General features: G+C 62.8%; 26 protein-coding genes. 12 read left to right on the top strand and 14 right to left on the bottom strand.

What is annotated here, in order from left to right:
• Positions 1-5 precede the first annotated feature (5 nt).
• On the bottom strand, positions 6-659 hold the full coding sequence (gene npdG, locus IEV62_RS02385; protein ID WP_188445209.1) for an NADPH-dependent F420 reductase: 654 nt from the start codon (positions 657-659) through the stop codon (positions 6-8).
• Positions 656-2,977 (bottom strand): 5-amino-6-(D-ribitylamino)uracil--L-tyrosine 4-hydroxyphenyl transferase CofH, encoded by a 2,322-nt coding sequence (cofH, locus tag IEV62_RS02380; RefSeq protein ID WP_188445207.1) that lies wholly within the window; start codon positions 2,975-2,977, stop codon positions 656-658. Before cofH ends, npdG begins: the two co-directional genes overlap by 4 nt.
• Before the next feature lie 161 nt (positions 2,978-3,138).
• On the opposite strand from cofH, the gene IEV62_RS02375 reads away from it, so the two are divergent.
• Genes IEV62_RS02375 through IEV62_RS02350 form a run of 6 tightly spaced genes read left to right on the top strand, consistent with a single transcriptional unit; the run spans position 3,139 to position 7,962 of the window.
• Positions 3,139-3,930 carry an SDR family NAD(P)-dependent oxidoreductase gene (locus IEV62_RS02375; protein WP_188445205.1) on the top strand — a complete coding sequence of 264 codons (792 nt, stop codon included), beginning with the start codon at positions 3,139-3,141 and terminating at the stop codon, positions 3,928-3,930.
• The gene (locus IEV62_RS02370; RefSeq protein WP_188445203.1) at positions 3,927-4,412 is read left to right on the top strand and encodes a nuclear transport factor 2 family protein; all 486 of its coding nucleotides are present in this window, start codon (positions 3,927-3,929) and stop codon (positions 4,410-4,412) included. Before IEV62_RS02375 ends, IEV62_RS02370 begins: the two co-directional genes overlap by 4 nt.
• Positions 4,409-5,320: a TIGR03619 family F420-dependent LLM class oxidoreductase gene (locus tag IEV62_RS02365; RefSeq protein ID WP_188445202.1), complete on the top strand. Its 912-nt coding sequence runs from the start codon at positions 4,409-4,411 to the stop codon at positions 5,318-5,320. The genes IEV62_RS02370 and IEV62_RS02365 overlap by 4 nt, the downstream gene beginning before the upstream one ends.
• A gap of 10 nt (positions 5,321-5,330) precedes the next feature.
• The gene (locus IEV62_RS02360; protein WP_188445200.1) at positions 5,331-5,792 is read left to right on the top strand and encodes a nuclear transport factor 2 family protein; all 462 of its coding nucleotides are present in this window, start codon (positions 5,331-5,333) and stop codon (positions 5,790-5,792) included.
• 32 nt (positions 5,793-5,824) lie between these two features.
• Positions 5,825-6,262 carry a nuclear transport factor 2 family protein gene (locus IEV62_RS02355; RefSeq protein ID WP_188445198.1) on the top strand — a complete coding sequence of 146 codons (438 nt, stop codon included), beginning with the start codon at positions 5,825-5,827 and terminating at the stop codon, positions 6,260-6,262.
• 26 nt (positions 6,263-6,288) lie between these two features.
• Positions 6,289-7,962, top strand: a complete 1,674-nt coding sequence (locus IEV62_RS02350) for an FAD-binding protein (protein ID WP_188445196.1) — start codon at positions 6,289-6,291, stop codon at positions 7,960-7,962.
• A gap of 158 nt (positions 7,963-8,120) precedes the next feature.
• On the opposite strand, the gene IEV62_RS02345 is transcribed toward IEV62_RS02350, so the two are convergent.
• Both IEV62_RS02345 and IEV62_RS02340 read right to left on the bottom strand, forming a co-directional pair.
• Positions 8,121-8,924, bottom strand: a complete 804-nt coding sequence (locus tag IEV62_RS02345) for an enoyl-CoA hydratase/isomerase family protein (RefSeq protein ID WP_188445194.1) — start codon at positions 8,922-8,924, stop codon at positions 8,121-8,123.
• 31 nt (positions 8,925-8,955) lie between these two features.
• Positions 8,956-11,160: an acyl-CoA dehydrogenase family protein gene (locus IEV62_RS02340; protein WP_188445192.1), complete on the bottom strand. Its 2,205-nt coding sequence runs from the start codon at positions 11,158-11,160 to the stop codon at positions 8,956-8,958.
• Positions 11,161-11,526: 366 nt separating this feature from the next.
• Here IEV62_RS02340 and IEV62_RS02335 point away from each other — a divergent pair, with 366 nt between their 5' ends.
• Genes IEV62_RS02335 through IEV62_RS02320 form a run of 4 tightly spaced genes read left to right on the top strand, consistent with a single transcriptional unit; the run spans position 11,527 to position 14,485 of the window.
• The gene (locus IEV62_RS02335) at positions 11,527-11,955 is read left to right on the top strand and encodes a DUF3237 domain-containing protein (protein ID WP_188445190.1); all 429 of its coding nucleotides are present in this window, start codon (positions 11,527-11,529) and stop codon (positions 11,953-11,955) included.
• A 12-nt stretch (positions 11,956-11,967) separates the two neighbouring features.
• Entirely contained in the window at positions 11,968-13,059 is a 1,092-nt protein-coding gene (locus tag IEV62_RS02330) for an Rv3169 family protein (protein WP_229732767.1), read from the top strand.
• Complete coding sequence (locus tag IEV62_RS02325; RefSeq protein ID WP_188445189.1) at positions 13,059-14,066, top strand: phosphotransferase family protein; 1,008 nt, start codon at positions 13,059-13,061, stop codon at positions 14,064-14,066. The genes IEV62_RS02330 and IEV62_RS02325 overlap by 1 nt, the downstream gene beginning before the upstream one ends.
• Positions 14,063-14,485: a hypothetical protein gene (locus tag IEV62_RS02320; protein ID WP_188445187.1), complete on the top strand. Its 423-nt coding sequence runs from the start codon at positions 14,063-14,065 to the stop codon at positions 14,483-14,485. Before IEV62_RS02325 ends, IEV62_RS02320 begins: the two co-directional genes overlap by 4 nt.
• A 6-nt stretch (positions 14,486-14,491) precedes the next feature.
• Here the strand turns inward: IEV62_RS02320 and IEV62_RS02315 are convergent, their stop codons facing one another.
• Complete coding sequence (locus IEV62_RS02315) at positions 14,492-16,030, bottom strand: acyl-CoA synthetase (RefSeq protein ID WP_188445185.1); 1,539 nt, start codon at positions 16,028-16,030, stop codon at positions 14,492-14,494.
• Positions 16,031-16,176: 146 nt separating this feature from the next.
• On the opposite strand from IEV62_RS02315, the gene IEV62_RS02310 reads away from it, so the two are divergent.
• Positions 16,177-16,971, top strand: a complete 795-nt coding sequence (locus IEV62_RS02310; RefSeq protein WP_188445183.1) for an enoyl-CoA hydratase-related protein — start codon at positions 16,177-16,179, stop codon at positions 16,969-16,971.
• Positions 16,972-16,974: 3 nt separating this feature from the next.
• Here IEV62_RS02310 and IEV62_RS02305 read toward each other — a convergent pair whose 3' ends face one another.
• Complete coding sequence (locus IEV62_RS02305; RefSeq protein WP_188445181.1) at positions 16,975-18,222, bottom strand: cytochrome P450; 1,248 nt, start codon at positions 18,220-18,222, stop codon at positions 16,975-16,977.
• 114 nt (positions 18,223-18,336) lie between these two features.
• Between IEV62_RS02305 and IEV62_RS02300 the strand changes: the two genes are divergently transcribed.
• Entirely contained in the window at positions 18,337-19,101 is a 765-nt protein-coding gene (locus IEV62_RS02300) for a hypothetical protein (protein WP_188445179.1), read from the top strand.
• 5 nt (positions 19,102-19,106) lie between these two features.
• On the opposite strand, the gene IEV62_RS02295 is transcribed toward IEV62_RS02300, so the two are convergent.
• From IEV62_RS02295 to IEV62_RS02260, 8 genes are read right to left on the bottom strand one after another with little or no spacing between them, the layout of a single operon-like run.
• Complete coding sequence (locus IEV62_RS02295) at positions 19,107-20,129, bottom strand: MFS transporter (protein WP_373868536.1); 1,023 nt, start codon at positions 20,127-20,129, stop codon at positions 19,107-19,109.
• The gene (locus IEV62_RS02290; protein ID WP_188445178.1) at positions 20,129-20,416 is read right to left on the bottom strand and encodes a hypothetical protein; all 288 of its coding nucleotides are present in this window, start codon (positions 20,414-20,416) and stop codon (positions 20,129-20,131) included. The genes IEV62_RS02295 and IEV62_RS02290 overlap by 1 nt, the downstream gene beginning before the upstream one ends.
• Positions 20,417-20,446: 30 nt before the next feature.
• Positions 20,447-21,304: an enoyl-CoA hydratase gene (locus IEV62_RS02285; RefSeq protein ID WP_188445177.1), complete on the bottom strand. Its 858-nt coding sequence runs from the start codon at positions 21,302-21,304 to the stop codon at positions 20,447-20,449.
• A complete protein-coding gene (locus IEV62_RS02280) occupies positions 21,301-22,968 on the bottom strand; it encodes an AMP-binding protein (protein WP_188445176.1) in 1,668 nt (555 codons plus the stop codon). The genes IEV62_RS02285 and IEV62_RS02280 overlap by 4 nt, the downstream gene beginning before the upstream one ends.
• Entirely contained in the window at positions 22,965-23,660 is a 696-nt protein-coding gene (locus tag IEV62_RS02275) for a hypothetical protein (protein ID WP_188445175.1), read from the bottom strand. Before IEV62_RS02275 ends, IEV62_RS02280 begins: the two co-directional genes overlap by 4 nt.
• A gap of 2 nt (positions 23,661-23,662) precedes the next feature.
• Positions 23,663-24,739: a Gfo/Idh/MocA family protein gene (locus IEV62_RS02270; RefSeq protein WP_188445174.1), complete on the bottom strand. Its 1,077-nt coding sequence runs from the start codon at positions 24,737-24,739 to the stop codon at positions 23,663-23,665.
• A gap of 2 nt (positions 24,740-24,741) precedes the next feature.
• The gene (locus tag IEV62_RS02265; RefSeq protein ID WP_188445172.1) at positions 24,742-25,920 is read right to left on the bottom strand and encodes an acyl-CoA dehydrogenase family protein; all 1,179 of its coding nucleotides are present in this window, start codon (positions 25,918-25,920) and stop codon (positions 24,742-24,744) included.
• A 1-nt stretch (position 25,921) separates the two neighbouring features.
• Complete coding sequence (locus IEV62_RS02260; RefSeq protein WP_268234221.1) at positions 25,922-26,893, bottom strand: acyl-CoA dehydrogenase family protein; 972 nt, start codon at positions 26,891-26,893, stop codon at positions 25,922-25,924.
• Positions 26,894-26,953: the final 60 nt, after the last annotated feature.

Here is a 26,953-nt window from a genome sequence, read left to right as displayed (position 1 = left end):
ATTCCCTAGCTGAGCGGAATTAGCGTACCCGTAATCGCAATACCGGCGCCATCGACTTGATAGGTCTTGTTGATGAAAATCAGCAGCGAGGTCATCGCCTCCGCCGCTGCGGAATTGACGAGCGAGCCCGCATGGACGCCGCGCAGGCCGATGGCATCGGCAAGGGCCACGACTTCGGTACGCGCGTCCTTCTCGTCGCCGAAGACGAGAATATCACAGTTGATGGCAATGTCCTGCGCCAGTTTGTGCGCGGCGACATTGTGGAAGGCCGAGGTCATCCGCACGCCGTCCCCGAGCGCTGCGGCGGCGAGCGCGGCGGCGGAGCCTTCGGAGGGAAGCTGGACGCGCATCACTTTGGGCGGCACCAGCGGCACGGTTGTATCGACGACGATCTTGCCGGCGACGTGCGGCTTGATCTCGGCATAGGTCGCTGCCTGCGCCGCGAAGGGCACGGTCACGATCACGATGTCGCCCGCAGCCGCCGCCTCGGTGTTGCGCGCCCCCGCAATGCCATGGCCGAGCGTAGCCGCTTTGGCCTGCGCCCCCTCTTCCGACCGCGAGCCGAGTGTCACCGAATAGCCCGCCCGGGCCAGGCGCCAGCCGATGGCGCTCCCCAGATTACCGGTTCCGCCGATTATCGCGATGTTGGGGAGGCTCATGTCTGACTTTCCAGAATACGGGTGGGAGCGGCAGGATCGCCGTAAATCGTCGCTCGCTGCGCTGCCGGACGACCGATGCGCGTGGCAAGAACGCGCAGCGCGGCGACGTCATTATGCTGGCCGTTCTGCCCGCCTGCCGCGCGTGTTATCGATTCATCCATCAGCGTCCCGCCGAGGTCGTTGGTACCCGATTGCAGGATCGCCTCAACCCCGGCATCGCCCAGCTTGACCCAGCTTGCCTGGATGTTGGGAATTTGGCCGTCGAGTGCGATGCGTGCGATGGCGTGCATCAATTGCGTCTCGCGCCAGGTCGGCCCCGACCGCGCCAGCCCCTTACGCCACATTGGGGCCTCCATATGGACGAAGGGCAGGGGAACGAATTCGGTGAAGCCACCCGTCTCCGCCTGCAACGCGCGCACGGCAACGAGATGTTCGGCCCAGTCGGCGTAGGTGTCGACATGGCCGAACATGATCGTCGCGGTCGAGCGCAGACCGACGCCGTGCGCCGCGCGCATGACGTCGAGCCACTGCGCCGTCGTCAGCTTGTCGGGACAGATGATCGCACGGACACGGTCGGTCAGGATTTCGGCGGCGGTGCCGGGGAGGGTCCCGAGGCCTGCATCCTTCAGCATCGCGAGGTAGTCGCTCAGCGCCAGCCCCAGCGTCGTTGCACCGTGATGGATTTCGAGCGGTGAGAAGGCGTGAATGTGCATCGTCGGCACGGCCTGCTTCACCGCACGGACGATGTTGAGATAGGTGTGGCCGTCGAACGCCGGGTGGATGCCACCCTGGAGGCACACTTCGGTCGCGCCGCGTTCATGCGCCTCGATCGTGCGCCGCGCGATCTCGTCGAGGTCGATGCGATAGGCAGGACCCCGCTCCGAACGCGTGCTGCCCTTCGAAAAGGCGCAAAAACCGCAGTGATAGAGGCAGATGTTGGTATAGTTGATGTTGCGGTTGACGACAAAGGTCACGCGGTCGCCGACGCGCTCGCGGCGGAGCTGGTCAGCCAGGGCGACGATGCGGGTGCGGTCGCGCCCCTCGGCGGTGAACAGGTGTGCGATCATTGCGGCGTCGAGCGTGCCCCCCCGATCGGCACGGTCGAGTGCGGCATCAATGTACGGGTCGGTCCCGGTGATAACCCGTGGTGTCGCTGCAGGCGGCGGCTTGCCGGTGCCGGGATGCCAGTCATCTTCGCGCACCAAACCGCGCCCATCGACGGCGCGGCGAACGGCGGTCTGGAGTTTGGGATCGACCCATATTTCGAGGTCGCGCGCATAGGCGGGGCCGACCGTCAGGCGTTGTCGTAGTACGCGCCCCGCCGCCAGCGTCTCGGTTTCAAGTGCGACGAGGTTCGGCCACGGGCGTTCGGGATTGACGTGATCGGGCGTGACCGGTGACACGCCGCCCCAATCGTTGACACCCGCGCGGATCAGCTCGGCAAGCGCGCCGGGCTGCAGATTGGGCGGCGCCTGGATCGACATGTCGGGGCCAAGCAACAGCCGTGCAGCCGCGATAGTCCACAGATGTTCGTCAAGCGAAGGTTCAGGCGCATCATGCATGCGCGTGTCGGACTTGGCCCGGAAGTTCTGGATGATGACTTCCTGGATATGGCCGTACCGCGCGTGGAGGTCGCGGATCGCGAGCAGCGTGTCGATCCGCTCCTGGCGGGTTTCGCCGATCCCGATTAGCAGGCCGGTCGTGAACGGGACCTTGGCCTCACCGGCAAGGCGCAGCGTTTCAAGCCGCGCGGCGGGATGTTTGTCGGGCGAGCCGTGATGCGGCTGTCCGGGTTCGCACAGCCGTTCCGAAATCGATTCGAGCATGAGGCCCATCGAGGGGGCGAGCGGGCGGAGCGTGGCAAAATCGGTTGCGGTCAGCAGGCCAGGGTTGAAATGCGGCAACAGGCTGGTCGTCTCGATCACGCGGCGCGCCGCCGCAGCAAGATAGTCCAGCGTGCTGGCATATTGGTTATCGTCCAGCCAGGCTTGGGCGATGTGAAACCGTGCTTCGGGCCGATCACCAAGCGTGAAGAGCGCTTCGCGGCAGCCCGCCGCCTCGCCTTCACGCGCCAGCGCCTCGACCTCGTCGAGTGTCAGATAGGGGGCGTCCAACTCCGATGGGCGGCGGGCGAAGGTGCAATAGTGGCAGACGTCCCGGCATAGTTTGGTCAGAGGAATGAAGACCTTGCGCGAATAGGTCACAACCGGGCCATGCCCCGCAAGCGTCAACGCTTCTGCCGCAGCGACTAGGTCGTCGAGAGGACGCGCCAGCGCCGCATGGTCGGCGTCGGATCGGGTGTCAGTGGAAATGAACATCAGTCATGTCATTAAGTTGCAGTCGGAGTCCGGTCAAGCGACGGAAGAGCAATTGCGTTCACCCAATGATTCAGCTAGCCCCTCCGGAATAGAATGCACATTGCGCGTAGCATTGTGACAGCGTGCGGGCCAGCGAAGCCTGACCGGGAGTGAGGATAGCCATGAGTTCGACCAGCGGGCGATTAGCCGGAAAAGTTGCGATCATCACCGGTGCGAGCACCGGCTGCGGACCTGTGATGGCCAGACTGTTTGTCGAGCAGGGCGCGCGCGTGTTGCTGTCGGCGCGGCGCGAGGAGCTGGTCCTCGACGCTGCGAAGGCCGCGGGCGAAGGCGCGATCGGGATGCGCTGCGACGTGACCAGCGAGGCTGACATCGCGGCAATGGTCGATCGCGCGATTGTCGAATTCGGGCAGGTCGATATCCTGCTCAACAATGCCGCCGCGCCGGGCCAGGACAAATGGGTCTGGGAGCAAACGCTTGAAAATTTCAACGCGACCATCGCGGTCGACCTGACGGCGGCGATGCTTTGCACCCGTGAAGTACTCAACCGCTCGATGCTCGCGCGAAAGACCGGCTCGATCATCAATTTCTCATCGACAGCAGCTTGGCCCGGAATGCCGCGCAAGACGCACTATGTCGCGGCGAAAGCGGCCTTGCGGGCCCTCACCAAAACCGTTGCGCTCGAGGTTGGCCCGCAGGGTATCCGCTGCAATTGCCTCGTCCCCGGCGGAATCGAAACCGACCTATGGATCAACTGGGGCAAGCGCATGGCCGCCGAACAGGGTGTTACGTTCGAGGATTGGAAAGCGAAGGCGCTCGAGGGTGTGGCGTTGCGGACGATTTCGACCCCGCTCGACATCGCCTATCTCGCGCTGTTCCTCGCCAGCGACGAAGCCCGCACGATTACCGGCCAGTCGATCAATTGCGATGCCGGGGGGTATATGGTCGGATGAAGATGGAAAGCATCGAACAGCGGCTTCAGGCCCTTGAGGACCGCGCGGCGATCCAGCAGGTCGTCTGCGGCTATGGCTATGCGGTGGATGGTCTGAACGCGGCGGCTGTCGGGTCGTTCTACATGGCCGATGGCGTCTATGCCGTCGGCGATATTGGCCGGATGGAGGGCCGCGAGACCATTGAGGCAATCACGCGCGATCCCGGGCATCGTGCCTATGTCGCGGCAGGCTGCGCGCATATCTCGACCTCGCCCTATGTGGTGATCGACGGCGATCATGCCGTCGCCACATGTCATACGATGGTCAACATGCACGGCGAGAATGGATTTTTCATTGGACGGTTGAGCGCGTCGCGGATCGAATTGGCGCGTCAGGCCGACGGCAGTTGGAAGATATCTCTTCGCCAGAACTGGATGCTCGACGGCAATCCGGCGGGTTCGCACCTACTTGGCCGTCTTAACGAAGGACCGATTCAATCATGAAGTTCACCATGGATATTCCGACCGGCAATATCACGCCCGGTGAATTCCAGACCGGCGCCGCGGTGGCCGAGATGGCCAAGGCGATGGACGTCGCAGGAATCGATGCCTGCTACCTGACCGATCATCCGGCCCCCGATGCGACCTGGCTGCACGCCAATGGCCATGATGCGCTCGATCCGTTCAGTACGCTGGCCTTCATCGCTGCGAAGACCGAGCGGCTGCTGCTCCACACCAACATTATCGTGATGGCGTATCGCAATCCGTTTCTGACCGCGAAGGCTGCGGCGACAATCCAGGTCATGTCCGGGGGACGGCTGATCGTTGGTACCGGGGCTGGATATCAAAAGGCCGAGTTCGACGCGCTGGGCGTCGATTTCCACAAGCGCGGCAAGCTCTTCGACGAAGCACTCGATACCATCCGCATGGCTTGGGCTGGGGGCGTCGTGGTCAAAGAAGGGATGGGCTTCAACGCGGTCGGCAACGAACCGCGTCCGATCCCGTCGCTGCAACCCCCGATCTGGATCGGCGGCGGTAGCCCGGCGGCGATCAAGCGCGCGGCACTGCGCGGGGATGGCTGGTCGCCGTTCTTCGCCGCCCCGACGATGACGGCGGCCAATCAGGAATCGGGCATTCAAACGGTCGAACAGTTGGGCGAAGCTATCAAGCAGATCGACGCGATGCGCGCGGAAGCCGGGCGTAGCGGACCGTTCGACGTAGCGATCGGTGCCAAGGTGAAAGTGAAGGCACTGACCGCCGACAATGCCGAGCGCTATATCGCATCGGTCAATGAGCTGGCCGCAGTGGGCGTGACCTGGACGATGGTCGAAGTCCCCCATTCGAGCCGTCAGCAGTTCGTCGAAAGCGTCGACTGGTTCGGCCGGGAAATTTCCGCGAAGCTGAAGGATTGAGCTGACCGCGATGAACGCGCTGACCGGCCTCGACAAATTACAGGCGCTTGAGGAGATTGCTCTCCTCAAGGCGCGTCGGGACCGTGCGGCGGACACCAAGGACTGGGCGCTATACGAGTCGCTGCATGCGCCCGATCATGTCTCCGAAAACGGCGACTATGGCCGTTGGACAACGGCGACGGAAATGATCGCCAATGTCGCCAAAAGCATGGAACATCTGACGACCATGCACCATTCGCACTCCCCTGAAATCGCGTTCGAGACGCCGACACGCGCCACTGGTATCTGGGCGATGGAGGGCATGTCTTTCTGGAAACAGGGCGAGCAAGACCACTGGTTTCAGGCCTTCGGGCATTATTTTGAGCGCTATGAAAAGCGCGGCGACCGCTGGATGTTCACGCAGCGGAAGCTCGAATATTATTTCACCCGGAAATCGCCGGGCGCCATTTTCCCACCCAAAATCGTCACCTGATCGATGACGAACCGGAGAGACCTATGCACGGCATGACCGACATCGACTATCTTCTCGCGCTCGAGGAGATCAGGCTGCTCAAGGCGCGGCGCGACCGTGCGGTCGATACCAAGGATTGGGCGCTGTACCGTTCGCTGCACGTCGATCATCACGTGTCGCACAATGACGGTTACGAACGCTGGGAATCGGCCGATGTCATGATCGAGAACGTCAGTCGTTTGCTCGACGAAACGAAGACTTCGGTACATCATTCGCACACGCCCGATATCACCTTTCAGTCCGCCACCACCGCCAAGAGCATCTGGGGTATGGAGGACTTGATCTTCGATACCGAGAGCGGCGAACTGCTGATCCACGGCTTCGGTTTCTATCACGAAAGCTATGAGAAAGCGGACGGAAAATGGCTGTTCAACAGCCGCCAGCTCAAGCGCACGCTCGTGCGTGAGAAGCCCGAATCCAAACAAACCTGAGCCGAAGCAAGGCGAGAGGAAGTTCCATGAGTAATTTCGACGAGACCTCTGATTTCGTGGTGGTCGGCAGTGGTGGCGGGTCGATGTGCGCCGCGCTGGTGCTGCGACAGGCCGGCAAGTCGGTACTGATCCTCGAAAAGACGCCGCTGATCGGCGGCACCACAGCGCGGTCGGGCGGGGTGATGTGGATTCCCAACAACCGTTTCATGAAGCGCGACGGTATCGAGGACAGTTTTGAGAAGGCGACGACCTATCTCGACGCGGTAGTCGGCGACCATAATGATACCCCGGGCGCGACGCGTGTGCGGCGGCAGGCCTATGCCGCCGAGGGCACCAAGATGGTCGATTTCCTCGTCGATCGCGGGATCAAGCTCAACCGTGTCTCCTATTGGCCCGATTATTACGATAACCAGCCGGGTGGGTCGGAAGAAGGCCGGACCGTCGTGGCCGAGTTGTTCAACGTCAACGAGCTGGGACCGTGGAAAGCCAAGCTACGGCCCAATTTCCTGTCGATGATGGGGTCACTCGATGACATGCTCAAGCTGCGCTTCATCAAGCAGAGCTGGGAATCGAAAAAGATCGCGTTCAATCTCGTCGCGCGAACCATCGGCGCGAAGCTGACCGGCAAGCATTATATTACGGCTGGCGGGGCCTTGCAGGGCCGGATGCTGCAAGCCGCGCTGAAGGCTGGGGTCGAGCCACGCACTGACTCGCCGGTCACCGAACTGATCGTCGAAAACGGAGCGGTGAAGGGCGTCGTGACCGTCAAGGACGGCAAGCCATACCGCATCGGCGCAACGCTCGGCGTCCTGATCAACGCCGGCGGCTTCGCCCATAATCAGGCGATGCGCGACCAGTATCAGCCGGGTACGCAAGCCGCCTGGACGATGACGGCCGAAGGCGATACCGGCGAGATGATCCTCGAAATGATGCGTCATGGTGCGGCCATCGCGCAGATGGATGAGATGGTCGGAAACCAGATTTCGATCGTGCCGGGCACCGAGAACGATCTGGTAAAGCCGGTGGTGCAGGGCATGACCGCTTCGCCCCATGCGATTCTCGTCGATCAGACGGGCGTCCGCTACATGAACGAAAGCGGCTCCTACATGACCTATTGCCAGGGCATGTTGGCGCGCAACAAGACGGTTCCAGCGATCCCGAGCTGGGCGATCATCGACAGCCAGTACGTTAAGAACTACATGATCGCGAACCAGATGGCGTCAGCGAAGAAGCGCGCCAAATGGACAGAACAGGGCTATCTTCACAAGGCCGATACGGTCGAGGAGCTTGCCGCTTCGATCAAGGTCGATCCGGCGACGCTGCGCGCGACGGTCGAGCGGTTCAACGGCTTCGTTTCGAAAAATCACGACGATGATTTCCACCGCGGCGATCGCGCTTACGACAGGTGGCTCGGCGATCCTTATCACGACAAGAATGCGTCGCTCGGGTCGATCAGCGAAGGGCCGTTCTACGCGGTCGAAGTGCTGCCCGGCGATGTCGGCACCTATGGCGGCGTGGTATGCGACGAGAACGCCCGTGTGCTGCGTGAAGATGGGCGCCCGATTGAAGGCCTTTATGCAACCGGCATCTCGACCGCGTCGGTGATGGGTCGCGCCTATGCGGGGGCAGGGGCGAGTGTCGGGCCGTCGTTCGTCTGGGGCTATGTCGCGGCGAACCACGCCGTGATGAAGGACGCCTAGAGCATCGTGCGTCTAAGATGGTGCACCTGATCCCGTTCGCCCTCGACTTGTCGAAGGGCCGCGCCCGACACGATCAGGGGTTCGTGTGGTAAGCGGGGCTTCGACAGCCCCGGATCCAGTCCGGGGCTGGTGCTGCGTCAGCTTTAAGGCACGAAGCTCTAACGCTTGCTGCCGATGCCCGCGACATGCGCGCGCATGATCGCCTGGTAGTCGGGGTTGAGCATCAGCGCGCTGTTGGCCATGCGCTCGACGGCGGCGGCCTGAGCTGCACCCAGATCGGCGGCGAGTTCAATCGCGATCTTGGCCGCACCCATCTGTTCGCCGTGCTGGTCGGCGAGGTGGCGGCAAAATGCCATCACATCAGCGTCGAAGGTGGCGTCGGGGAAGACCTTGTGGACTAATCCCATGTTCCATGCCTCGCGCGCGTCGGCGGACAAATTTGCCATGATCAGCATCCGCGCCCAGTGCGGGCCGACGATGCGCGTCAGGCGGCTGACGCCGTTGGTCGCAGGCAAGACGCCGAACTTCCCTTCCGGAAAGGCATAGCGCGCGCTTTCGGCAGCGAGCCGGAAATCGCACGACAAGGACATTTCGAGGCTGCCGCCGACGCACGTCCCCTGATGCGCGACGACAAACGGCTTTTCGATATGCTCGATCTCGTCCCAGATGCGGCGCATGTCGGTCGGCAGGCGGCGGTGCATTTCGCGGATGCCCGAAGCGGTGCTCGGTGGGAGCGCCGTGCTGCTTTCCGGGTCTTTGAGATCGGCGCCCGAGGAGAAATAGCGCCCGGTCGAGCGGATTAGCATGACCTTATAGCCGGGCGTATCGCGGAACTGCGCGACTGTTTCGCCGAGCGTCCGCATCAGCTGCGTGCTCATTGCATTAAGCTTTTCGGGGCGGTTGAAAGTCGCAATCAGGATCGCGCCCTCGTCGCTGACCAGCAGATGCGGTGCGTCGGTCATGGTCGTTGCCTCCTCGAAATTGTTTTCAGCATCAGGCGCGTGTGCGGGGCAAATTCAACGCCCGTTCGGCGACGACGCTGCGATGGACCTCGCTCGTCCCGCCGTAAATGGTGGTGCCTTGCGCGTGGCGATACGACAGATTGATGTACGCCGCCGGACCTGTGGTTTCGGTCAGCGATTCTGGGGCGCAAAGGTCGAGCAGATCGGCAGAGTCGCGCAGGAACGCCTCCGACGAGAACAGCTTGCCCATCGATCCCTGGCCATGATGCGGCTTGGCTTCCACAGCGGCCCACATCCCGCGCCAGCCGAGCATCTCCGTAATAAGATTGTGCCCGACAACGCGCGCGAGCCGGGTCGCGACCTTGTCGTCTTCGATCATCGCGACGCCACGGCGTTTCGTGTCGCGGCAAAAGGTCTCTGCCTCGCGCAGCATGTGCCACTGCGTCTTGTCCCATGACGCCCCGTGTTCCATGCCGAGCGCCTGCGACATGACGCGCGCGCCCTCGTTGATGCCGCCGAGCCGCCAGGTGTCGGGAATGCGGACGCCGTCGTAAAAGGTGATGTTTGTGCGCTCGTCCTGGAACGTAAAGACTGGCTGGATTTCGACGCCTTCGGCTTTCAGCGGCACGATGAACATGGTGAGGCCGCGGTGCTTGGCTGAGTCAGGGTCGGTCCGCGCCAACATCAACACATAATCGGCCATGTTCGCGCCCGAGGTGAACATCTTCTGCCCATCGATTCGCCAGCCATTGCCGTCGGGCGTCGCGCGCGTCTTGGCGGCGAAGACGTCTGAACCCGACGCGGGTTCGCTAAAGCCAAGGCTGCAAATGCAATCGCCCGCGACGATGCGGCTTAGCACTTCGTCCTTCAGCTCATCGCTGCCGAACATGCGGATCATGGTGCCGACCAGTCCCGTCACGCCGACCGCGTGCGTCGTCCAGCCGTGCTTTTCCCAAGCAGCATAGGCTGCGTGAGAGGCATAAGCATCGGCATTGCGACCGCCATATTCTTTGGGCCATGACGGCAAGTGCAGGCCAGCTTCGGCGATTTTCTTGTGAAATTCCGGGACATGGCCGTCGAACGAATAATGCGCGCGAGCGCGGAGCTCGGGCGTCAGATTCGCCTCGAAAAAGGCATCGACCTCGGCGGCCAGCGCGCGCGCTTCCTCACCGAAATCGAATTCGACCGAGACATCGCCGACCTGCGGCAGCACGGTCGTTTCGCCGTGATACAGGCGGCGTCCAGCCTCCTCGAGCAGCTGCGCCGGATCTCCCAGAATCAGCGGCAGTGCCTTGGCGCGCAAATTGTAGAGGTGGATGTCGTATTCGGTCGAAAGGCCGTAGCCGCCAAAGGTATGCAGCGCCTGCGACACTGTCCGTCCTGCCGTGCGGGCATTCCACCACAGCGCCAGCGACACTTCCGCCCCGGCACGATCTACACCGTCAGCGATGTCGCGGATTGCACGCCAGACGAGAAATTTCCCGCCCTCGGTGTCGGCTTTGAGATCGCCAAGCGGGTGCGAAATGCCCTGAAATGTGCCGATCAGCTGGCCGAACTGGACGCGTTCGGACGCATAGGCCGAGGCCAGTCGCAGCGCTTCGCCGGAGAGACCGGCAAGCGCCGCGGCGATGAGCAACTTCCACTCCTCGACACCGGCAGTGAAGGCGTGGAGCGCGTCGCTAGTGTCCGAAAGCACGGTGCGGGCGCCCCCGTTGAGCACGATACGGGCCAGCGGCATGCTCGCCAGATTCGGCTTTACCTGTTTTTCGTCCGCCGTCGGCGCGACAAGGTAGAGCGTACTGCCATCGCGCACGATCACGGCGTCGGCCACCGCCCCGCCCGCGACCCATTGAGCGTGCGTGTCGGCAGCATCGTGCAAGGCAATCGTCACGACCGCGTCTCCGGCAATCAGCTTGCCGAGGAGCGCCGCACCCGGCTCGCCACAGGCAGCCAGGATGCGCGCCGCGATCATCGCTTCGGCAACCGGGCCAGAGGCCAGGCTGCGCCCGGCTTCCTCCATGACCAGCACCGCGTCGAACAGGCCGAGCCCCGATCCGCCCTGGGCCTCGGGTACGCGAATGCCGAATCCGCCCATTTCGGCGAAGCTGCGCCAAAGTTCGGGGTCGAAACCCGAAGGCATCGCCGCACGCACCCGCGCCATGCTGCTGTTTTCCTCGAAGAAGCGTGCGAAGGTTTCGGCGATCATCGCCTGATCGTCGGACGGTTCGAAATTCATTTTCCAGCTCCTGAAACCAGCCCTTGATGCGCTGCCTGATCGTTCCGATCGATTTGGCAAGGCACCCTTATGGATGCAAGCCTTCCCGATAATAACACATCGGCACATGTGCATTACATTTTTCGTCAAAATGTCCCAAACGGAAATTTGCTTGGTTTCTGGCCGATGACAATGCACATGGTAACGATCATTCACTGGCTCTGGAACAACGGTGTTACGCTGCGCGCGCGGAGAATTCGACCTTGCCTCGTGGGCAGTTTTCAGCAGCGGACGTGACGAGGATGGAGCAGTTCATATGAAACTAGGCGACACTATCGCCGTCGTTGTGATCGCAAGCGCGTCAGGTCGATACTTAGGAGGCAATCGATGATAAAACTCATACCGCTCTGCACTGTTGTCATCGACCTCGCACCCGGAACCGCTATCGGCGTCGGCCCCGCTGGTGACCGCACTGTCGGGGAGATTCGTGCCGTGACCGTTACGGGCGAGCGACTGACGGCAACGCTTCACGGTGTGGCGGCGGCCGATTGGCTCGTGCGGACCGGCGCAGTCGGCGTCATCGATGCGCGCATGACGCTCAAAACCTCGGACGGCGCGCTGATCTATGTTCAGTATGGCGGACGTCTCGACCTTTCCGATCCGGCGGCGGGTATTGCGGCCTATGTCGCGCCGGTCTTCGAAACCGGGGACACCCGCTATGCTTGGCTGAACCGTATTCAGGCCGTCGGGAAGGGCAAGATCAGTATGCGTGCTGACGGCGGCGACCTGCACTATGACTTCTACGAAGTTCGTTGATCGGACCCGCTGATGCTGACCAAGGGCGACGATTACCCGATCCACCAGACGCCTGAGCCGATTGCCTATGCGGGATCGGACCGAAATTTCTACGACCGATATTTCTTTAATGGCTATTCGGCGGACGGCGAACTTTATTTCGCGGCGGCGTTGGGGGTGTACCCGCACCTCAACATCATGGACGCGGCGTTTGGCGTGCGGATTGGCGACGTCCAATATAACATCCGCGCGTCGCGGCATCTGAACATGGAGCGGATGGACACCCAAGTCGGCCCGATCCGGATCGAAGTGCTCGAACCGCTCCAGCGCCTGCGAATCGTGATCGATGACAATGAACATGGCATCGCTGCAGACATTGTCTTCGAGGGACGAACGCCCCCCATCGAGGAGCCGCGCGTCACCCGCCGCAATGGGCCGCGGATGGTGATGGATTTTACGAGGTTGACGCAATTGGGTCGTTATTCGGGCTGGGTCCGTGCGGGTGGTCATGATGTTCAATTCGGGGAGCGCCAAGTGCAGGGCGTACGCGACCGGTCATGGGGCGTGCGCGCGATCGGCATGCGCGACCCGCAGGAAGCCGTGCCCGCGCAAGTGCCACAATTTCACTGGTTCTGGGTGCCCGCGCAATTCGAGGATCGCGGCATCCTTTTTCTGGTCAACGAAGATGCCGAGGGCGTGACGTGGCACACATCCACAGTCGTCGTGCACGACGATGGCCGGGTCGAGCATGGCGACGGCAGCATCGACGTCACCTATCAGGCCGGCACGCGCTGGCCGACCAGCGGCACGATCACGATGAGCGACGGCACACGGATCGACCTGAAGCCAGGCCCCAAATTCTTCATGACCGGCATCGGCTATCTCGACCCTGAATGGGCGCACGGCATCAACAAGGGGCCGCTCGCCATCGGTTATGACGAAATCCGCACCAACGAAATTACCGAATTCAAGCCGCCTTATATCTACGCGCAATCGTTCGCGCAGGCGACGCTGACGACGCCCGAGGGCAGGACCCAGCGGGGTTTCGGCAGCTTCGAATCGTTGAGCATGGGGCCGCATCGCGGGCATGGCTTTACCGCGTTTTGTGACGGGGCTACCGGCTGATGGAAGCGCGGATCGTCGCGTATCTGGCGCACCGGATGCCCGACGCCAGCGACATTGCGGTGGACGACCTGCACCAAATTCATGGCGGCAGCAGTCAGGAAACCTTCCGGCTGCGCGCGCGCTGGCGTGCGCGCGATACGGTCGTCAAGCGAAGGCTGATCCTGCGACGCGCACCGAATGCGGGTCTGGTGGTCGGCGAACACCATCTCGAATACGATGTCTATCGTGCACTGGCGGGCAGCGATCTGCCGGTGCCAGGGGTGCATTTCCTTGAACTCGATCCTGTCTGGCTCGATCGACCGTTTTTCATCATGGACCTGTGCGACGGCAAGCCGGGTCATCCCTATGCACCGGGCGATCCCTATGACGGTCATGGCGAGCGCGTGGCCCGCGCGTTCTGGCGGCACCTCGGCACATTGGCCGCTATCGATCACTGCGCGGTGGGATTGCAGCACCTCCGCAATGGCATGGCTGAGACGGGCTTTTGGTTGGCCGAACTCGACCGGTGGGACGGCATCATCGCGGCGGGTGAAACGCTCGCCCAGCCCGCGCTGAGCGGTGCGATCCGCTGGCTGCGGCGCAACCCGCCGCCGGCCCCGGCCAAGCCTGCTATCGTCCATGGCGATTATCGCTCGGGCAACTTCCTGTTCACCGACGACGGCAAGATCAGCGGCATTCTCGATTGGGAAATGTGCCATATCGGCGACCCGATGGAGGATGTCGCCTGGGCGATCGACCCGTTCTGGCCGATGACGCGGCATTTACCGCTCGATGACGGTCTGGCGATCTGGGAAGCCGCGAGCGGCATGACGGTCGATCGCGCCGCGCTGGAGTGGTGGAGGCTGTTTTCGGCGGTCAAGGCGTTAGCGATATGGACGACGGCAGAGGCCAGTTTCGCCTCGGGCGAGAGCAAGGAAATGGTGATCGCCATGTCGGCGCTGCGCGCGGGGCATTTTCATCGCGAGCATCTGCTGGCGCTGATGCGCGCGCGCGGAGCAATGGGATGATCCTGACCATCGAAACCGCCCTTCGCGGTGCTGCCGACATATTGCGGGACCGTATCGCGCCTGCCGTCGATGACACGTTTGTGGGTGAAACGGCGCGGCTTGCCGGGATGCTGCTACGCATGAACGCCGATTGGGTGGATGATGCGGCAGCGATCCGGGTGGCTGAGAATGCTGTACTCCGCGCGTTGTTTGCCGATGCCCGATCCGTGGTTTCGGATGCATCGCTCGCGGCGCGGCTTGCCGAGGCGGCTCAGTCAGGTGATCCGGGTCTGAGGGTCAGCGAGCTGGACCGGGAAAGCAATCGCTTGCGCGGCCTGCTGACGGACCTGCACCTCCATGTCGAAGCCAGCGACCGCAGCTTCGACCAGCGCATCTGGCGGTTGCTCGAGGATTTTGAAGCGGCGCGCGCGCCGCGCTGACGGGCGTCAATCCTGCGGCCAGTATCGCGCCTTCAATTCCTTCTTGTACAGCTTGCCAGTCTCGGCGCGCGGCAATGCGGGTAAAAAGTCGATGCTACGCGGGCACTTCACATCAGCGAGTTGCGCGCGGGTCCAGACCATCAGTTCGGTGGCGAACGCCGCACCCGCCTGGCTCCAGTCGGCGGGCTGGACGACCGCCTTCACTTCTTCGCCGAAATCGGGATGCGGGACGCCGAAGACCGCGACATCGGCGACGCCGGGATGGCCGATCAGCAGATTTTCGACCTCTTGCGGGTAGATGTTCACGCCGCCCGAGATGATCATGAAATCCTTGCGGTCCGACAGGAATAAATAGCCCTCGTCGTCGATATGACCGACATCGCCCATCGTCGACCATTCAGGATGGCAGGGATTGTGGGAAGCCGCGGTTTTGTCGGGCGCGTTGTGATAGCTGAACGACTTGCCGCCGCTGAAATAGATCGTGCCGATCTCGCCGACAGACACCTCATTGCCATCATCGGCGCAAATATGAATCGTTCCGACGATGGCTCGGCCGACCGAACCTGGCTTGCGGAGCCATTCCGCGCTTGAGATGACCACATGGCCGTTGCCTTCGGACCCGGCATAGAATTCCTCGATGATCGGCCCCAGCCAGTCGATCATCGCGCGCTTGACCGGCACGGGGCAGGGTGCGGCGGCATGGACGACGGTTTTGAGCGACGAATGGTCATAGCGTGCGCGCACGTGCGGCGGCAGTTTGAGCAGCCGGATAAACATTGTCGGCACCATCATCACTGCAGTAACGCGCCACTGCTCGACGGCTTTCAGGAACAGCTCGGGCTCGAATTTTGGCATCAGCACCACGGTCCCGCCCAGCGACTGGACCGACGTTGTGAAGCCCATCGGCGCGCTGTGGTATAGCGGAGCGGGGGACAGATAAACCGTATCCGCGCCAAGCTTGTAGAGCCCGCCGAACAGTTGCGCGGCAGGGTTGGGCTGAACGGGCGTCCCGGTCGCGAGCGGAAAGCGGATACCCTTGGGCTGGCCGGTGGTCCCCGACGAATAGACCATCCGCCCGCCAATCGATTCGTCCGCGATCGGGCTGTCGGGCTGCGCCGCGCACAGCGCGGTCCATTCGGGCAGATCGTCGATGGGGTCGATGGCGACAATCTGTTCGAGGCCAGTAATATCTCCCTGCATGGCGGCGAGTTCGCGCGCCGTCTCGATCATCCCGGCTGAAATCAGCAACAGCTTCGCGCCCGAATCGGTGATGATATACGCGACTTCGCTGGTCTTGAGCCGCGTCGATAGGGGCACGAGCGTCAGTCCAGACCGTTGCGTTGCCCAATAGATGTCGAGAAACTCGGCCCGGTTTTCGCACGCCAGGGCGACGGTATCGCCCCTGATGAGACCCAAAGCGCGGAGCGTATGTGCGGCGCGATTGGTCCGGCCTTCAAGCGCGCGATACGTTAGGCACGCGTCCGACGCCGACATGATCAACGCAGTGGCTTCGGGCGTCGAGTCGGCATGGAGGCGCGGATGCATGTGGGATTGTTCCTGCGTTGTGCCGTGATTGACGTTAGCCTAGCGACCCCAGCACATGTTGAAAACAACGCAATGCACCGATCGCCTTTCAATTGTTGCGCGCGCCGCCACAGCGGCATAATCGCGGGTCCAAGGGGAGATTTACGATGTCCGAACCAGTCACAGCAACCGACCCCGTCCTGTTCGCGCTTGTCGCGCCGCACGTCGCGCTGGTCACGCTCAACCGCCCTGAAAAGCGCAATGCCATCAATCCGGCCACAGCGACGGCGATGGAAGCGATCGTGCGAAGGATCGAAGGCGATCCGGAGATCAGGGTCGTGATTCTGGCCTCGGGCGATGATCGTGTGTTCTGTGCCGGGGCCGATCTGTCAGCCATCGCCGCCGGAAAAGCGCTCGGGATCGATACCGCCAACGGCGGCTTTGCCGGGTTCGTCTACGCGCAGCGCACCAAGCCGTGGATTGCCGCTGTCGAAGGCCTGGCGCTGGCCGGGGGCTGCGAGATCTGCCTCGCCTGCGACATGATCGTCGCGTCGGAGAATGCGCGTTTCGGCCTGCCCGAAGTGACGCGAGGGCTGATGGCGGGGGCGGGGGGGCTTCACCGGCTGCCCTCGGCCATGCCGCTCAACATTGCCAAGGAGATTGTCCTCGTCGGCGAACAGTTCGATGCGGCGCTCGCCCATCGCTACGGTTTAGTGAACCGGCTCGTTCCGCCCGGCGAGGCGTTGGCGGTCGCGAAACATCTTGCGGAAACCATCGCGGCGAACGCGCCGCTCGCGGTCCAATACTCGCTGTCCGCGATTCGCGCGAGCGCAGGTCAATCCGACGGCGGAGCCCGTGCGGTTGTTGCCGAGCGCTTTGCAACCCTGCGCCGCAGCGAGGATTATGCGGAGGGGCCGCAGGCCTTTGTCGAGAAGCGTGCGCCGGTCTGGAAGGGACGCTGATCGCTAGTGAAAGCGATACCGGATCGGCAGCCGCTTCACGCCACCCACGAAGGTCGATTGAACGCGACGCGGCTCACCGGCCAACGCGACGTCATCGATGTGCGCCAAGAATTCGCGGAGGAACGCGGTAAGTTCCATCTTCGCCAGATGCTGCCCGAGGCAGAGGTGTGGCCCGGTGCCGAACGCAAGATGGCGATTGGGTTTGCGATCGACCCGGAACACGAAGGGATCGTCGAATACCGCATCGTCCCGATTGGCCGAGGGATAGGACAGCACGACAATGTCGCCAGTGTGGATTTGCTTGCCGTCGACGATGCAGTCCTCGGTACAGGTCCGGGTGAAATGCTTGACCGGCGACGTCCAGCGGATGAACTCGTCCACCGCCGTCGGCAGCAGCGACGGGTCGGCGCGCAGCAGCGCGAGCTGTTCGGGGTTTTCGAGCAGGGCCAACAGGCCGCCCGCGAGGCTGTAGCTGGTAGTGTCATGGCCCGCCGTCGCGATGATCAGGAAATACCCGAAGACATCGCGGTCGGGCAGATATTCTCCGTCGATCTGCGCCGTCGCGATGACACTGGCGATGTCGCCCCTCGGATGGGTTCGACGGTCAGCGATAAGCGGTTGGAGATAGGCGAACATTTCGCTCATCGCCGTAATCGGGCTGGCGTTGGAATCATTGAATTCCGGATCCTGGCTGGTCAGCAACTGTTGCGTCCAGCGCAGCATCGTCGCTTCATCCGTGGCCGGCACACCGAGAATGCTCATGATCACGCGAAGCGGATACAGCAGTGCAATATCGCCCGAAAAATCACAGGCTCCCGTGCCGATGTCCATTCGACCGACAAATTCCTTGGCGATTGCGTCAACGTCTTCGCGGATGCCGTTCAGAGCCTTGGAGAAAAAGTGCGACTGGGTGATCGCGCGATAGACGCGGTGATCGGCACCATCCATCGCGGTGACGTTCCGCATCCGCGTCGACGGCGGCAAATTGCCGAGAAGCTTCTGGCTGCGTTCGATGTGCGCCAGCGAAAACAGCACCTGGCGCGGCGCACTGATGAAGCGCACCGGATCGAGCTCGATTGCGGTAATCGTGGCGTGCCGTGTCGCCAGCCAGAACGGCAAATGGCCCTCGGCTTCGACATAGGGAAATGGGTCGGTCCGGCGAAGGCGTGCGAGCATGCCGTGCAGCTTCGCATCGTCGGCGAACAGCGCCGGATCGGTAATAGTCGTCGCCGGAAGGTCGTTTTCGATCATATCGAGCTTTCACGAAATGCGTGTCTTGCAATTCATTCTAAAGGTCGCAATGTCAATATTGCCCTGAGACCGAGCGAGATTGTATCGTCGGATCCGGGGCACGGGAGGCTCGCCATGGCGCTATATACGACACTCCACCTTCACAACACGACGGCGGGCAATGCCGACGTCTATGCAAGCTGGTTCGACGGTGTGCATGCCGACGCGCTGACGCACCTGCGCGGGTTCAAGGCGGCAGAGCGGTTCGAGATCGACCCGGTCCAGATGATCCCCGACCAGGCGCAACCCTGGCGCTATATGAGCGTCTATGATTTCGACCTGCCCACCCCGGCCATTGATGTCCCGGCGCTTGGGCCGCTCATCGCCGATGCGCGCGACGCGGGTCTGATCGCAGATGACGATACCGAGCGACTTCACACCTATCGGTTGTATGGCGACTGGAAGAGCAGCCCAAACTGGCAGCGCGACAAGCCGCTGTCGGGGGTCAGCATCCTGATCGGCAATTATATCGCGGGCCGGTTCGACGAATATGACACGTGGTACGAAAATGTGCACAGCGTCGAGGTCGCCAATGTGCCGGGCCATGTCGCGATGAAGCGCGGCGGCTTGTCCGATGTGCAGATCGAACCGTGTCGTTATTGCCCCGGCGACCAGCTGGTGATGACCGCGCAGCAAACCGACGACTTGCCGTTCACGATCGGCGATTTCGTCGCGCGCGCTCTCGGCACCTCGCCCAGCGGCATTGCGATGGCACAGCGCTCCTCGGCGGGGTCGCTCGCCCGCACGGTCCATTACTTCCGCAAGATCAGCGGCACTGAATTCTGGCCGGGCGGGATTGCCTATGGCGGCGACCTGTCGGTCTATCCGGACAAAGCCTGAAGTCCCTAGAACGCGACCGCGCGGAGCGCGCGGCAATAGGGTCTGCGTGCCAGCAACAGCAGTAGCGCCGAAACCGGGCCTGCGATTGCGATGGTCAGGGCAATGGACTTGCCCAAAGCGGCGTCGTCGGCGAATAGGTGGTCGGTGAAGCCTGCGACCAGCGTTGGTCCGACGCCGATGCCGACCAGGCTGAGGCAGAACAGGTAGATCGCCGATACCTGGCCGCGCATTTGATTGGGGGTGATTTCCTGAAGCGCCGCCACCGCGCCGCCCCAGGGAATCGCACAGCCAAACAGGAACAGTGCAAAAAGGGCGAGTGCCAGATCGGGTGTTGCGGCAAAGGCGGCCGCAATGCCTGACGGCATGGCAACGGCGATTGCGATCAGCCCAACGATGATGTTCGCGTCAAGCCTGCCGCGCTGGCGCAGACGCGTTGCGATCCAGCCGCCGAGATTGATCCCGCCGACGCCACCGCCGATCGTGATCAGGCCATACGGCAGACTGACCTGACTTGCCGTCCAACCGAAGTGGCGGATGAAATAGGTCGGGATCCACGCAATCGCGCCGTTCCACATCAGGCCACTCACGGCATAGCCGATGATGAGGAGACCGTACGCGCCGCGCCATGCAGCGAGATGTGCACGGACATCTCTGAAGTTGGGATGCGCGCCCGCTTTGAGCCCCGTTCGCTTTGGCTCACGCACTGTCGTGACCGGCAGGGCAACCAGCAGTCCGGGCAGTCCCACGACAATGAAGATCGCCTGCCACGGTTGCAATCGTCCGACGCCCGGCAGATCGATGGGCGGCATCAGGGCGATCAGCGCCCCGCCCGCGATCGTGGCGATGCCGCCGCCGATATAGGCGGCGCTGGTATACAGGCTCAGCGCGCGCGGGCGTTGATGCGGCGGAAAATAGTCGCTGATCATCGAATAAGCGCCCGGGGAGAGTGCCGCCTCCCCCACGCCGACGCCCATACGCGCCACGAACAACTGAACGAAGTTCTGCGCGAAGCCGCATAGCGACGTCATCACGCTCCAGACGCCGATGCCGAGGGCGATGATCGCGGTGCGCCTTTTGCGTCGACCATAATCCCGATGGGAATGCCGAGAACTGAATAGAACAGCGCAAACGCGAGGCCGTGGAGCAGACTTAGCTGAAAATCGCTAATCCCGAGCGTGGCCCGGATCGGCCCGACCATCAGCGTCAAAATCTGCCGGTCAATGAACGAAAACGTATAGGCGAGGATCAGGACGGCGACGACATACCAGGCATACGGACCGCCATCGGCTTGGGCCGTCGCCGCTTTATCCGACATAGGCGTTTCCGTCGGTGCCGCCGCTCATGGCTATGCGGGCTTCTTCGGCACCGTGGCGAGCGCGGGGGTATTGGTCGGGTCCATGCCCCAACCGAACAGCCGGAAATTCTGGTTGTGGCCAAGTTGGTGCAGATAGAACGCCGCGTCGATCGCGTTCATCTGCCCCTGGATGTCGAGCGTCTTGTTGACCGCCTCTTTCGCGAGTTTGAGCGCAAAACTCGGCTTGGTTGCGATCTTTTGCGCCATTGCGAGCGTGAAGTCGGCGAGTTCGTCGAGCTCGACGACATGGTTGACCATGCCCAGCCGGTGCGCTTCGTCTGCTGACCAGCTGTCCGATGTGAACAGAAATTCCTTGGCCTTGCGTGGCCCCAGTTCCCACGGGTGCCCAAGCCATTCGATGCTTGGCATGCCGAAGGTAGCGACAGGATCCGAAAAAACCGCGTTTTTCGAAGCGATGATGATGTCGCAGACCCAGGCGAAAATCAGCGCGCCTGCAATGCATTTGCCCTGCACCGCGCAAATCGTCGGCTTGGAAATGTTGCGCCAGCGCCGCGCCGATTCGAGATACCCTTCTTTTTCGGCGGCATACCAGCCGTGGGTTGCGGGCTCGTTGAAACCGCTCCAGCCGCTGATGCGCGGGCTGCGCTCCTGCATGTCGGCCTGGTACATTTCGACCGTCTCGGCGATGTCGTGTCCCGCGGAAAAATTGCGCCCGTCGGCGGCCAGGATGATAACCTTGACGCTGTCATCGGCCAGCGCCCGGTCGAACGCATCGTTGACCGCGAAAATCATCTTCGGGTTGATCGCATTGTGCTTGTCGGCGCGTGCGAGCACGATGCGGGCGACGCCGGGGGCAGGGTCTTCATAGCGAACGAGCGTTTCGGTCATGCATTTGGTCCTAGCGAGAGGTCGCGGGCACGGCGTCGTAAAACATCTTTTTTGACCTTGCCCGACGGGACCCGCGGCAGGTCATCGACGAGTACCAGATGTTCGGGGAATTTCTGGCGGGCCAGCCCCGCGCTGTCGAGAAAACGCTTGATTTCGGACAGATCGAGCGAACGGTCGGGGCGGCAGATGACAAAGGCACAGCCCTTCTCGCCGGTTGCCGCACTTGGCATGGCGACGATGGCAACCTCGGCAACGGCGGGATGGGTGCCGAGCACATCCTCGACTTCCTTCGGGCTGATATTCTCCCCCGATCGGATGATGATGTCTTTCTTGCGCCCGGTGATGACAAGATAGTCGGTGTGGACCACGCGCCCGAGGTCGCCCATGCGGAAAAACCCGTCGTCGTCGAAAGTGCCTTCGTTATCGGCCGGATTGAGATAGCCCGCAAACAACCCCGGGCCGCGTGCAAGGATTTCGCCTTCTTCGCCGTCGGGCACTGTCACATCATCATTATCGACTAGCCGGACTTCGGTCGGATAGCGGACGAGCCCATCGGTTTCGGCGCCCATGTCGGCCTGCGACTGGTCCTGGATGCCGAGTGTCGCACACGTCATTTCGGTCGAACCATAGGCGCGAAAGAACAGGCAGCCGGGGAAGGTCTCGCTCGCCTCGCGGATCAGCGCCGGTGACACCGTCGTGCCGCCGCAGAAGAACAAGCGCAGCGAGGCAAGCGCGTCGGGCTGGTCACGGGCGAGGTCGAGAAATTGCTGCAGGAAAGGTGTTGCACCGCCGCTGACGGTGCAGCGGTTGTCAACGATGCAGCGGATGCCGTCTTCGGCGCTCCAGACATCGATCAGCACGCTTGCGCATCCCTGTACCCAGGGCATGTCGAACGCCCAGAATGCGCCCGTGATGTGGGTGACGGGCGACGGCATGAACACGGTATCGCCGGACCCGATGCACCAGGCCTCGCCCATCGCGCGGACCCGGTTGCCGAAGCTGTAATGCGTGTGAAGGACGCCTTTGGGGCGGCCCGTTGTCCCCGATGTGTACATGACCATCATCACGGACGCCGGGTCGATGGCAGGCAGGTCGGCTTCGTCGAGCGGTGGGTGCGAGAGGGCCGTGCTCCAGTCCTGCGCGCGCCCGTTCTGCGCGAATTCGCCGCGCACCACAACGACATCGCGCAGATCGGGTAGCATGTCGCGCAGCCCCGCGATCGTCGCCACATGGTCGTGCTTGCGGAAAACTTCCGGCACGAAAATCATCTTCGCCCGGCAATCGGCAAGGATATAGCTTAGCTCGCTCTCGCGGTAGATCGGCGGGATCGGGTTGATGATGAGTCCCGACATTCGAGCCGCCAGCGCGATGATCGCCGTCTCGATCCAGTTGGGCAGTTGCAGCGAGACGACGTCGCCTGGTTTCATGCCACGCACGCGAAAGAACGCGGCAAGGCGCAGCGCACGCTCCCACGCCTCGGCGCGGGTCAGGCGTGTCTCGCCTTCGATCAGAAGGACGCGCTCGGGATCGTCGGCAACCGCAGCGCGCGCCGCATCGACGAGCGTACTGTCGCGCCAATGTCCTTCAGCGCGATAGCGCGCGGTTACCTCTGCTGACCAGCGGACCGACAAGCCGCTTGGGTCCGTGCGCGTGGTCCAGCTCATGCCGGCTCCGTCAGTCTTTCGGCATTGGCCTTGGTGGTCTTGGCACCCAGCGGGCGAAAGACGATGGCCATCCAGCGGGCCGGATCGGCATGGGGCAGGGCAGCGAGCTTGTCCTCAAGTGCTGCCAGTCCTGCTGCTTCGTCATGCAATTCGATCAAAATGCCGTGTGGATATTTGCGGCAATTGCCTCTGATCTGTTCATCGGCGAGCGTCAGATATTCCGCCGAAATGACACCGGGCTGGTCGGCAAGCGCCATAAGGCCGCCGGTCAACAGTGCCTGGGCAAAGGCGGTGTCAGCTCCGTCGGCCGCATTATAAAGTCCGAAAATCACGGTCTGGCGCGACTGGCTGTCGGTCGCGATCCGCGCGGCACTGCGGACTTTGGCGCGCCGCCACATCGTCGGCGGCTGCACGGTATCCATGTTGATCGCCGGGCTGATCGGCATCGCGTCGGTGCCCTTGATCTTCGCCAGCTCGGCGAGCGAGAAAGCCGGGTCGTCGAGTTCCCAGACCATCATATAATCATGGGCGCCCGATGGCCACGGCCCCTCCGCGCGCCGGAACCTCTGGCCGGACAGGATGCCGGGCGTCTCGACGCCGTGGATCAGGTGGTCACCGCCGTACCAATGGTTGAATTCGGTTTCCATGCCCGGGGTGGGGTTCGAGAGGACGAGTTGAAGGGCGTTCGCCATGGTCAGACAGTCTCCAGCGCGATGACCCGGCCCTGATCAGACGACACATCGATGGCATCAAGAAGGCGGGTAAGTCGTACGGCCCGGTCGAAATCGGGCGCGGTCCGCGTGCCCGTCCGTATATCGTTTGCGAACCGCGCCCAGAGTTCGGCAACATTGGTCGATGGCGCGCGCACGTCGAAAATGACGGGGGCGGGCTGTGGCGCGGCGGGGCGCGACGTCGTCACGGTCAGCTCGGCGACTTGGTAACCGCCGGGATGATCGCCGGTAATCTTCAAGCTGCCCGTGTCGCCGCGCAGCTCGAACTGGAACGGCACATCGGTCACGCCGCCGACGATTTCCATCGAGGACACACAACCGCTGTCGTGTTTGCCGAAGACGAGCAGATGATCGGCGCAGGAGCGTGCCACGCTGTCTTGGGTACCCATGATCGTCATCGTGTCGGTGAGGATGCTCGCGCGTGCGCCGACTTTGGCATAGCTGCCGACAACCGCCTCGATCGCCGCCAGCGTGTGGCCGCCTGCAATCGTCGACAAGGTCGCGCCATTCGTCTTGTCCTGAAGATAGGCATAGTTGGCCGGAGATTCGGCCCCCCAACCGGCGGTCGGGGACACCACGCGCAGCGACAATGGCCGCCCGATTACGCCCGCTTCAACCAGCGTTGCCGCATGACGCACCGCCCATGCATTGCCACCCTGCAGCCCGATAGCGACATGGACACCGGCGGCACGCGCCGCATCGGCCATCTCCTGCGCCTCGGCGAGGTCGCGACCCAGCGGCCATTCGCAATAGACATGCTTGCCCGCGGCGATTGCGGCAAGCACGATCGCGCGATGCTCGGGCACTTTGACCGTGACCGCGACGATATCGACGTGCGGGTCACGCGTCAGAGCAATGGAATCATCGTAGGCACTCGTCGCGCCGAAAAGGGCTGCGGCACCATTGGCAATCGCCTGCGTCCGCGCCGAAACCGCCTGGATCGCCAGATCGGGAATTGCGCGGATCGCGCGCAAATGGGCGTCGCGTGCCCAGCCGCGTTCGGCATTCGCGCCGGCAATTCCGATTCGAAAGCACGTCATGCCTAGCGTGCCCGTGGCAAGTGCAGCACGCGATCGGCGATGTTCTCGCGCTGGATTTCGTTGGTGCCGCCCGAAATTGAAAAGACCCAGCTCCACAGATAGTCATAGGTCCAGGGATGCGAAGTGCGGTCGCCGTCGAACTCAAGGAAATCCCACCCCATCATATCGCCGACCAGCTCGCTCAGCGCCTTGTGCGCGGATGTCACGAGCAGTTTCATCATCGAGCCTTTCGGCCCCGGCTGGCCGGTCCGGTCGGTCTCGGCGATGTCGGCGAGCGTCATCGCGCGGATCGCCAGCGCATCGGCCTTGAGGGCGGCAAGTTTCTGCCGAATGCTGCTGTCATCGATCGCCAACGTGCCGTCCTCGAGACGGAGCTTGCCTGCCATATCGGTCGCGCGACCGACGCGCTCGTAAAGTTCGAGCTGATCGCCGATGAACCCCAGTCCCCGTTCCAACGACAAGGTCGCCAGCGCCGAGGCCCAGCCGCCATTGATTTCTCCTACGACGTTCGACTTGGGAATCCGCACATCGTCGTAAAAGACCATGTTGATGTGCTCGTCGTTGAGCATGGTGCGGATCGGCTTGATGTCGATCCCGGGCGATTTCATGTCGCAGATAATCCAGGTCAACCCCTTGTGGCGCTGCGAGTCGGGATCGGTGCGGACGAGCAGCTCCTGGTAATCGGCGTGCTGCGCGTCGGTGGTCCACATCTTGGCCCCTGACACCACAATGTCATCGCCATCGATCGTACCACGCGCTTTCAGCGAGGCGAGGTCGGACCCGGCATTCGGTTCAGAAAATCCCTGGCACCACAGCGCGTCGCCGGACAGGATCTTGGGTAAGTGAAACGCCTTCTGCGCTTCGGTGCCGCGCATGATAAGCGTCGGTCCGGCGTGCATCAGCGCGACATAGGTCGTGTTGATATAATGCGGCGCACGCGCGCGGGCCATTTCCTCATACCAGAGGACCTGCTGCAGCCCGGTCAGGCCCAGCCCACCGAATTCCTTGGGCCAGGCGACGCCGGCCCAGCCATGCTCATAGAGTTTGCGCTGCCAGTCGCGGTCGTATTGCGCCGAGGTGTGGCCGTTGGCGGGGCGACGCGTCGTCGGCACATTGGCGGCGAGCCACGTCCGCGCCTTCTGGCGGAAGTCGCGGTCGCTGTCGGAATATTGCAGGTCCATGTCAGTCTTCTACCTCGGCATGGAGCAAACGCCCGAGCACTTCGCGGCGCCCGCCGAACAGACGGGCGAGGACGAGCGCATGTTTCAAATACAAATGCGCGTGATGCTCGTCGGTCACACCGATGCCGCCGTGCAGCTGGATATTGGTGTCGGCATTGGCGAGGGCTGCCTGGTTGGCGAGATACTTGGCGGCGTCGAGGTGGACGCCGGCGTCGCCACGTCCTTCCTTCATCGCGGTTGCCGCAAACCACAGCTGCGCGCGTGCCGCTTCGAGCCGCACGGCCATGTCCGCGCACGGATGGCGCACGGCCTGCCATGACCCGATTTTCTTGCCGAATGTCTCGCGCACCTTGGCATAGTCGACGATCTGGTCGAGCGATGCCTCGGCAATACCCACCAGCATCGCCGCCGTTCCGAGCTGACCAAGCCTCCAGGCGCAGTCGCCAGTGTCGGACGCGACGGCGGTCGGAACCCTGTCCAAGAGGCGGATCGAGGTTGCCGGATCGAGCGATGCGCGGGGTTCGCTCGCGGTGTTTTCCAGCGGATACAGGTCCGAGCGGTCCCGCCCGAGTTGCAGCATAAACGCAGCATTTTCCGAGCCGAAGATCCGCAGGCGAGTTCCGTCCTCGACCGCCAGCGCTACCCCCGCGTCGCCATTGGCAATCGCACTGCGAAGGGTGACGTCCTCGACGATTGTTGCAGCAAGGCATTGCGCGAGAACATCGACCGGCCCGCACTGGCGCCCGACTTCGCGAAAGAACAGTGCGTGCTCGACAGCTGAGAGTCCGCTGCCGCCGGCGTCCTCGGGCAGCGCCAGCGCAAACCAGCCCATACCCCCCAGCGCGTGGCGCAGATCCGCACTCATGTCCGCGCAAGCTGCGCGATGCAGCCGCTCGATCGACATGGCTTCAGCAAGAAATTCTGCCGCTGCCTGCGCGATCCCGAGCTCGTCTCCGTCAGGCGCAAGATACATTGCAGCCCTCCCGGCTCTTCGATCGCGCGCCAGGCATTCTCATTTTCTCCGTTAGGTTCA

Origin of the sequence: Sphingomonas psychrolutea (assembly GCF_014636175.1) — a bacterium.
Lineage (GTDB): Bacteria > Pseudomonadota > Alphaproteobacteria > Sphingomonadales > Sphingomonadaceae > Sphingomonas > Sphingomonas psychrolutea.
This window is presented reverse-complemented; position numbering and strand designations above follow the sequence as displayed.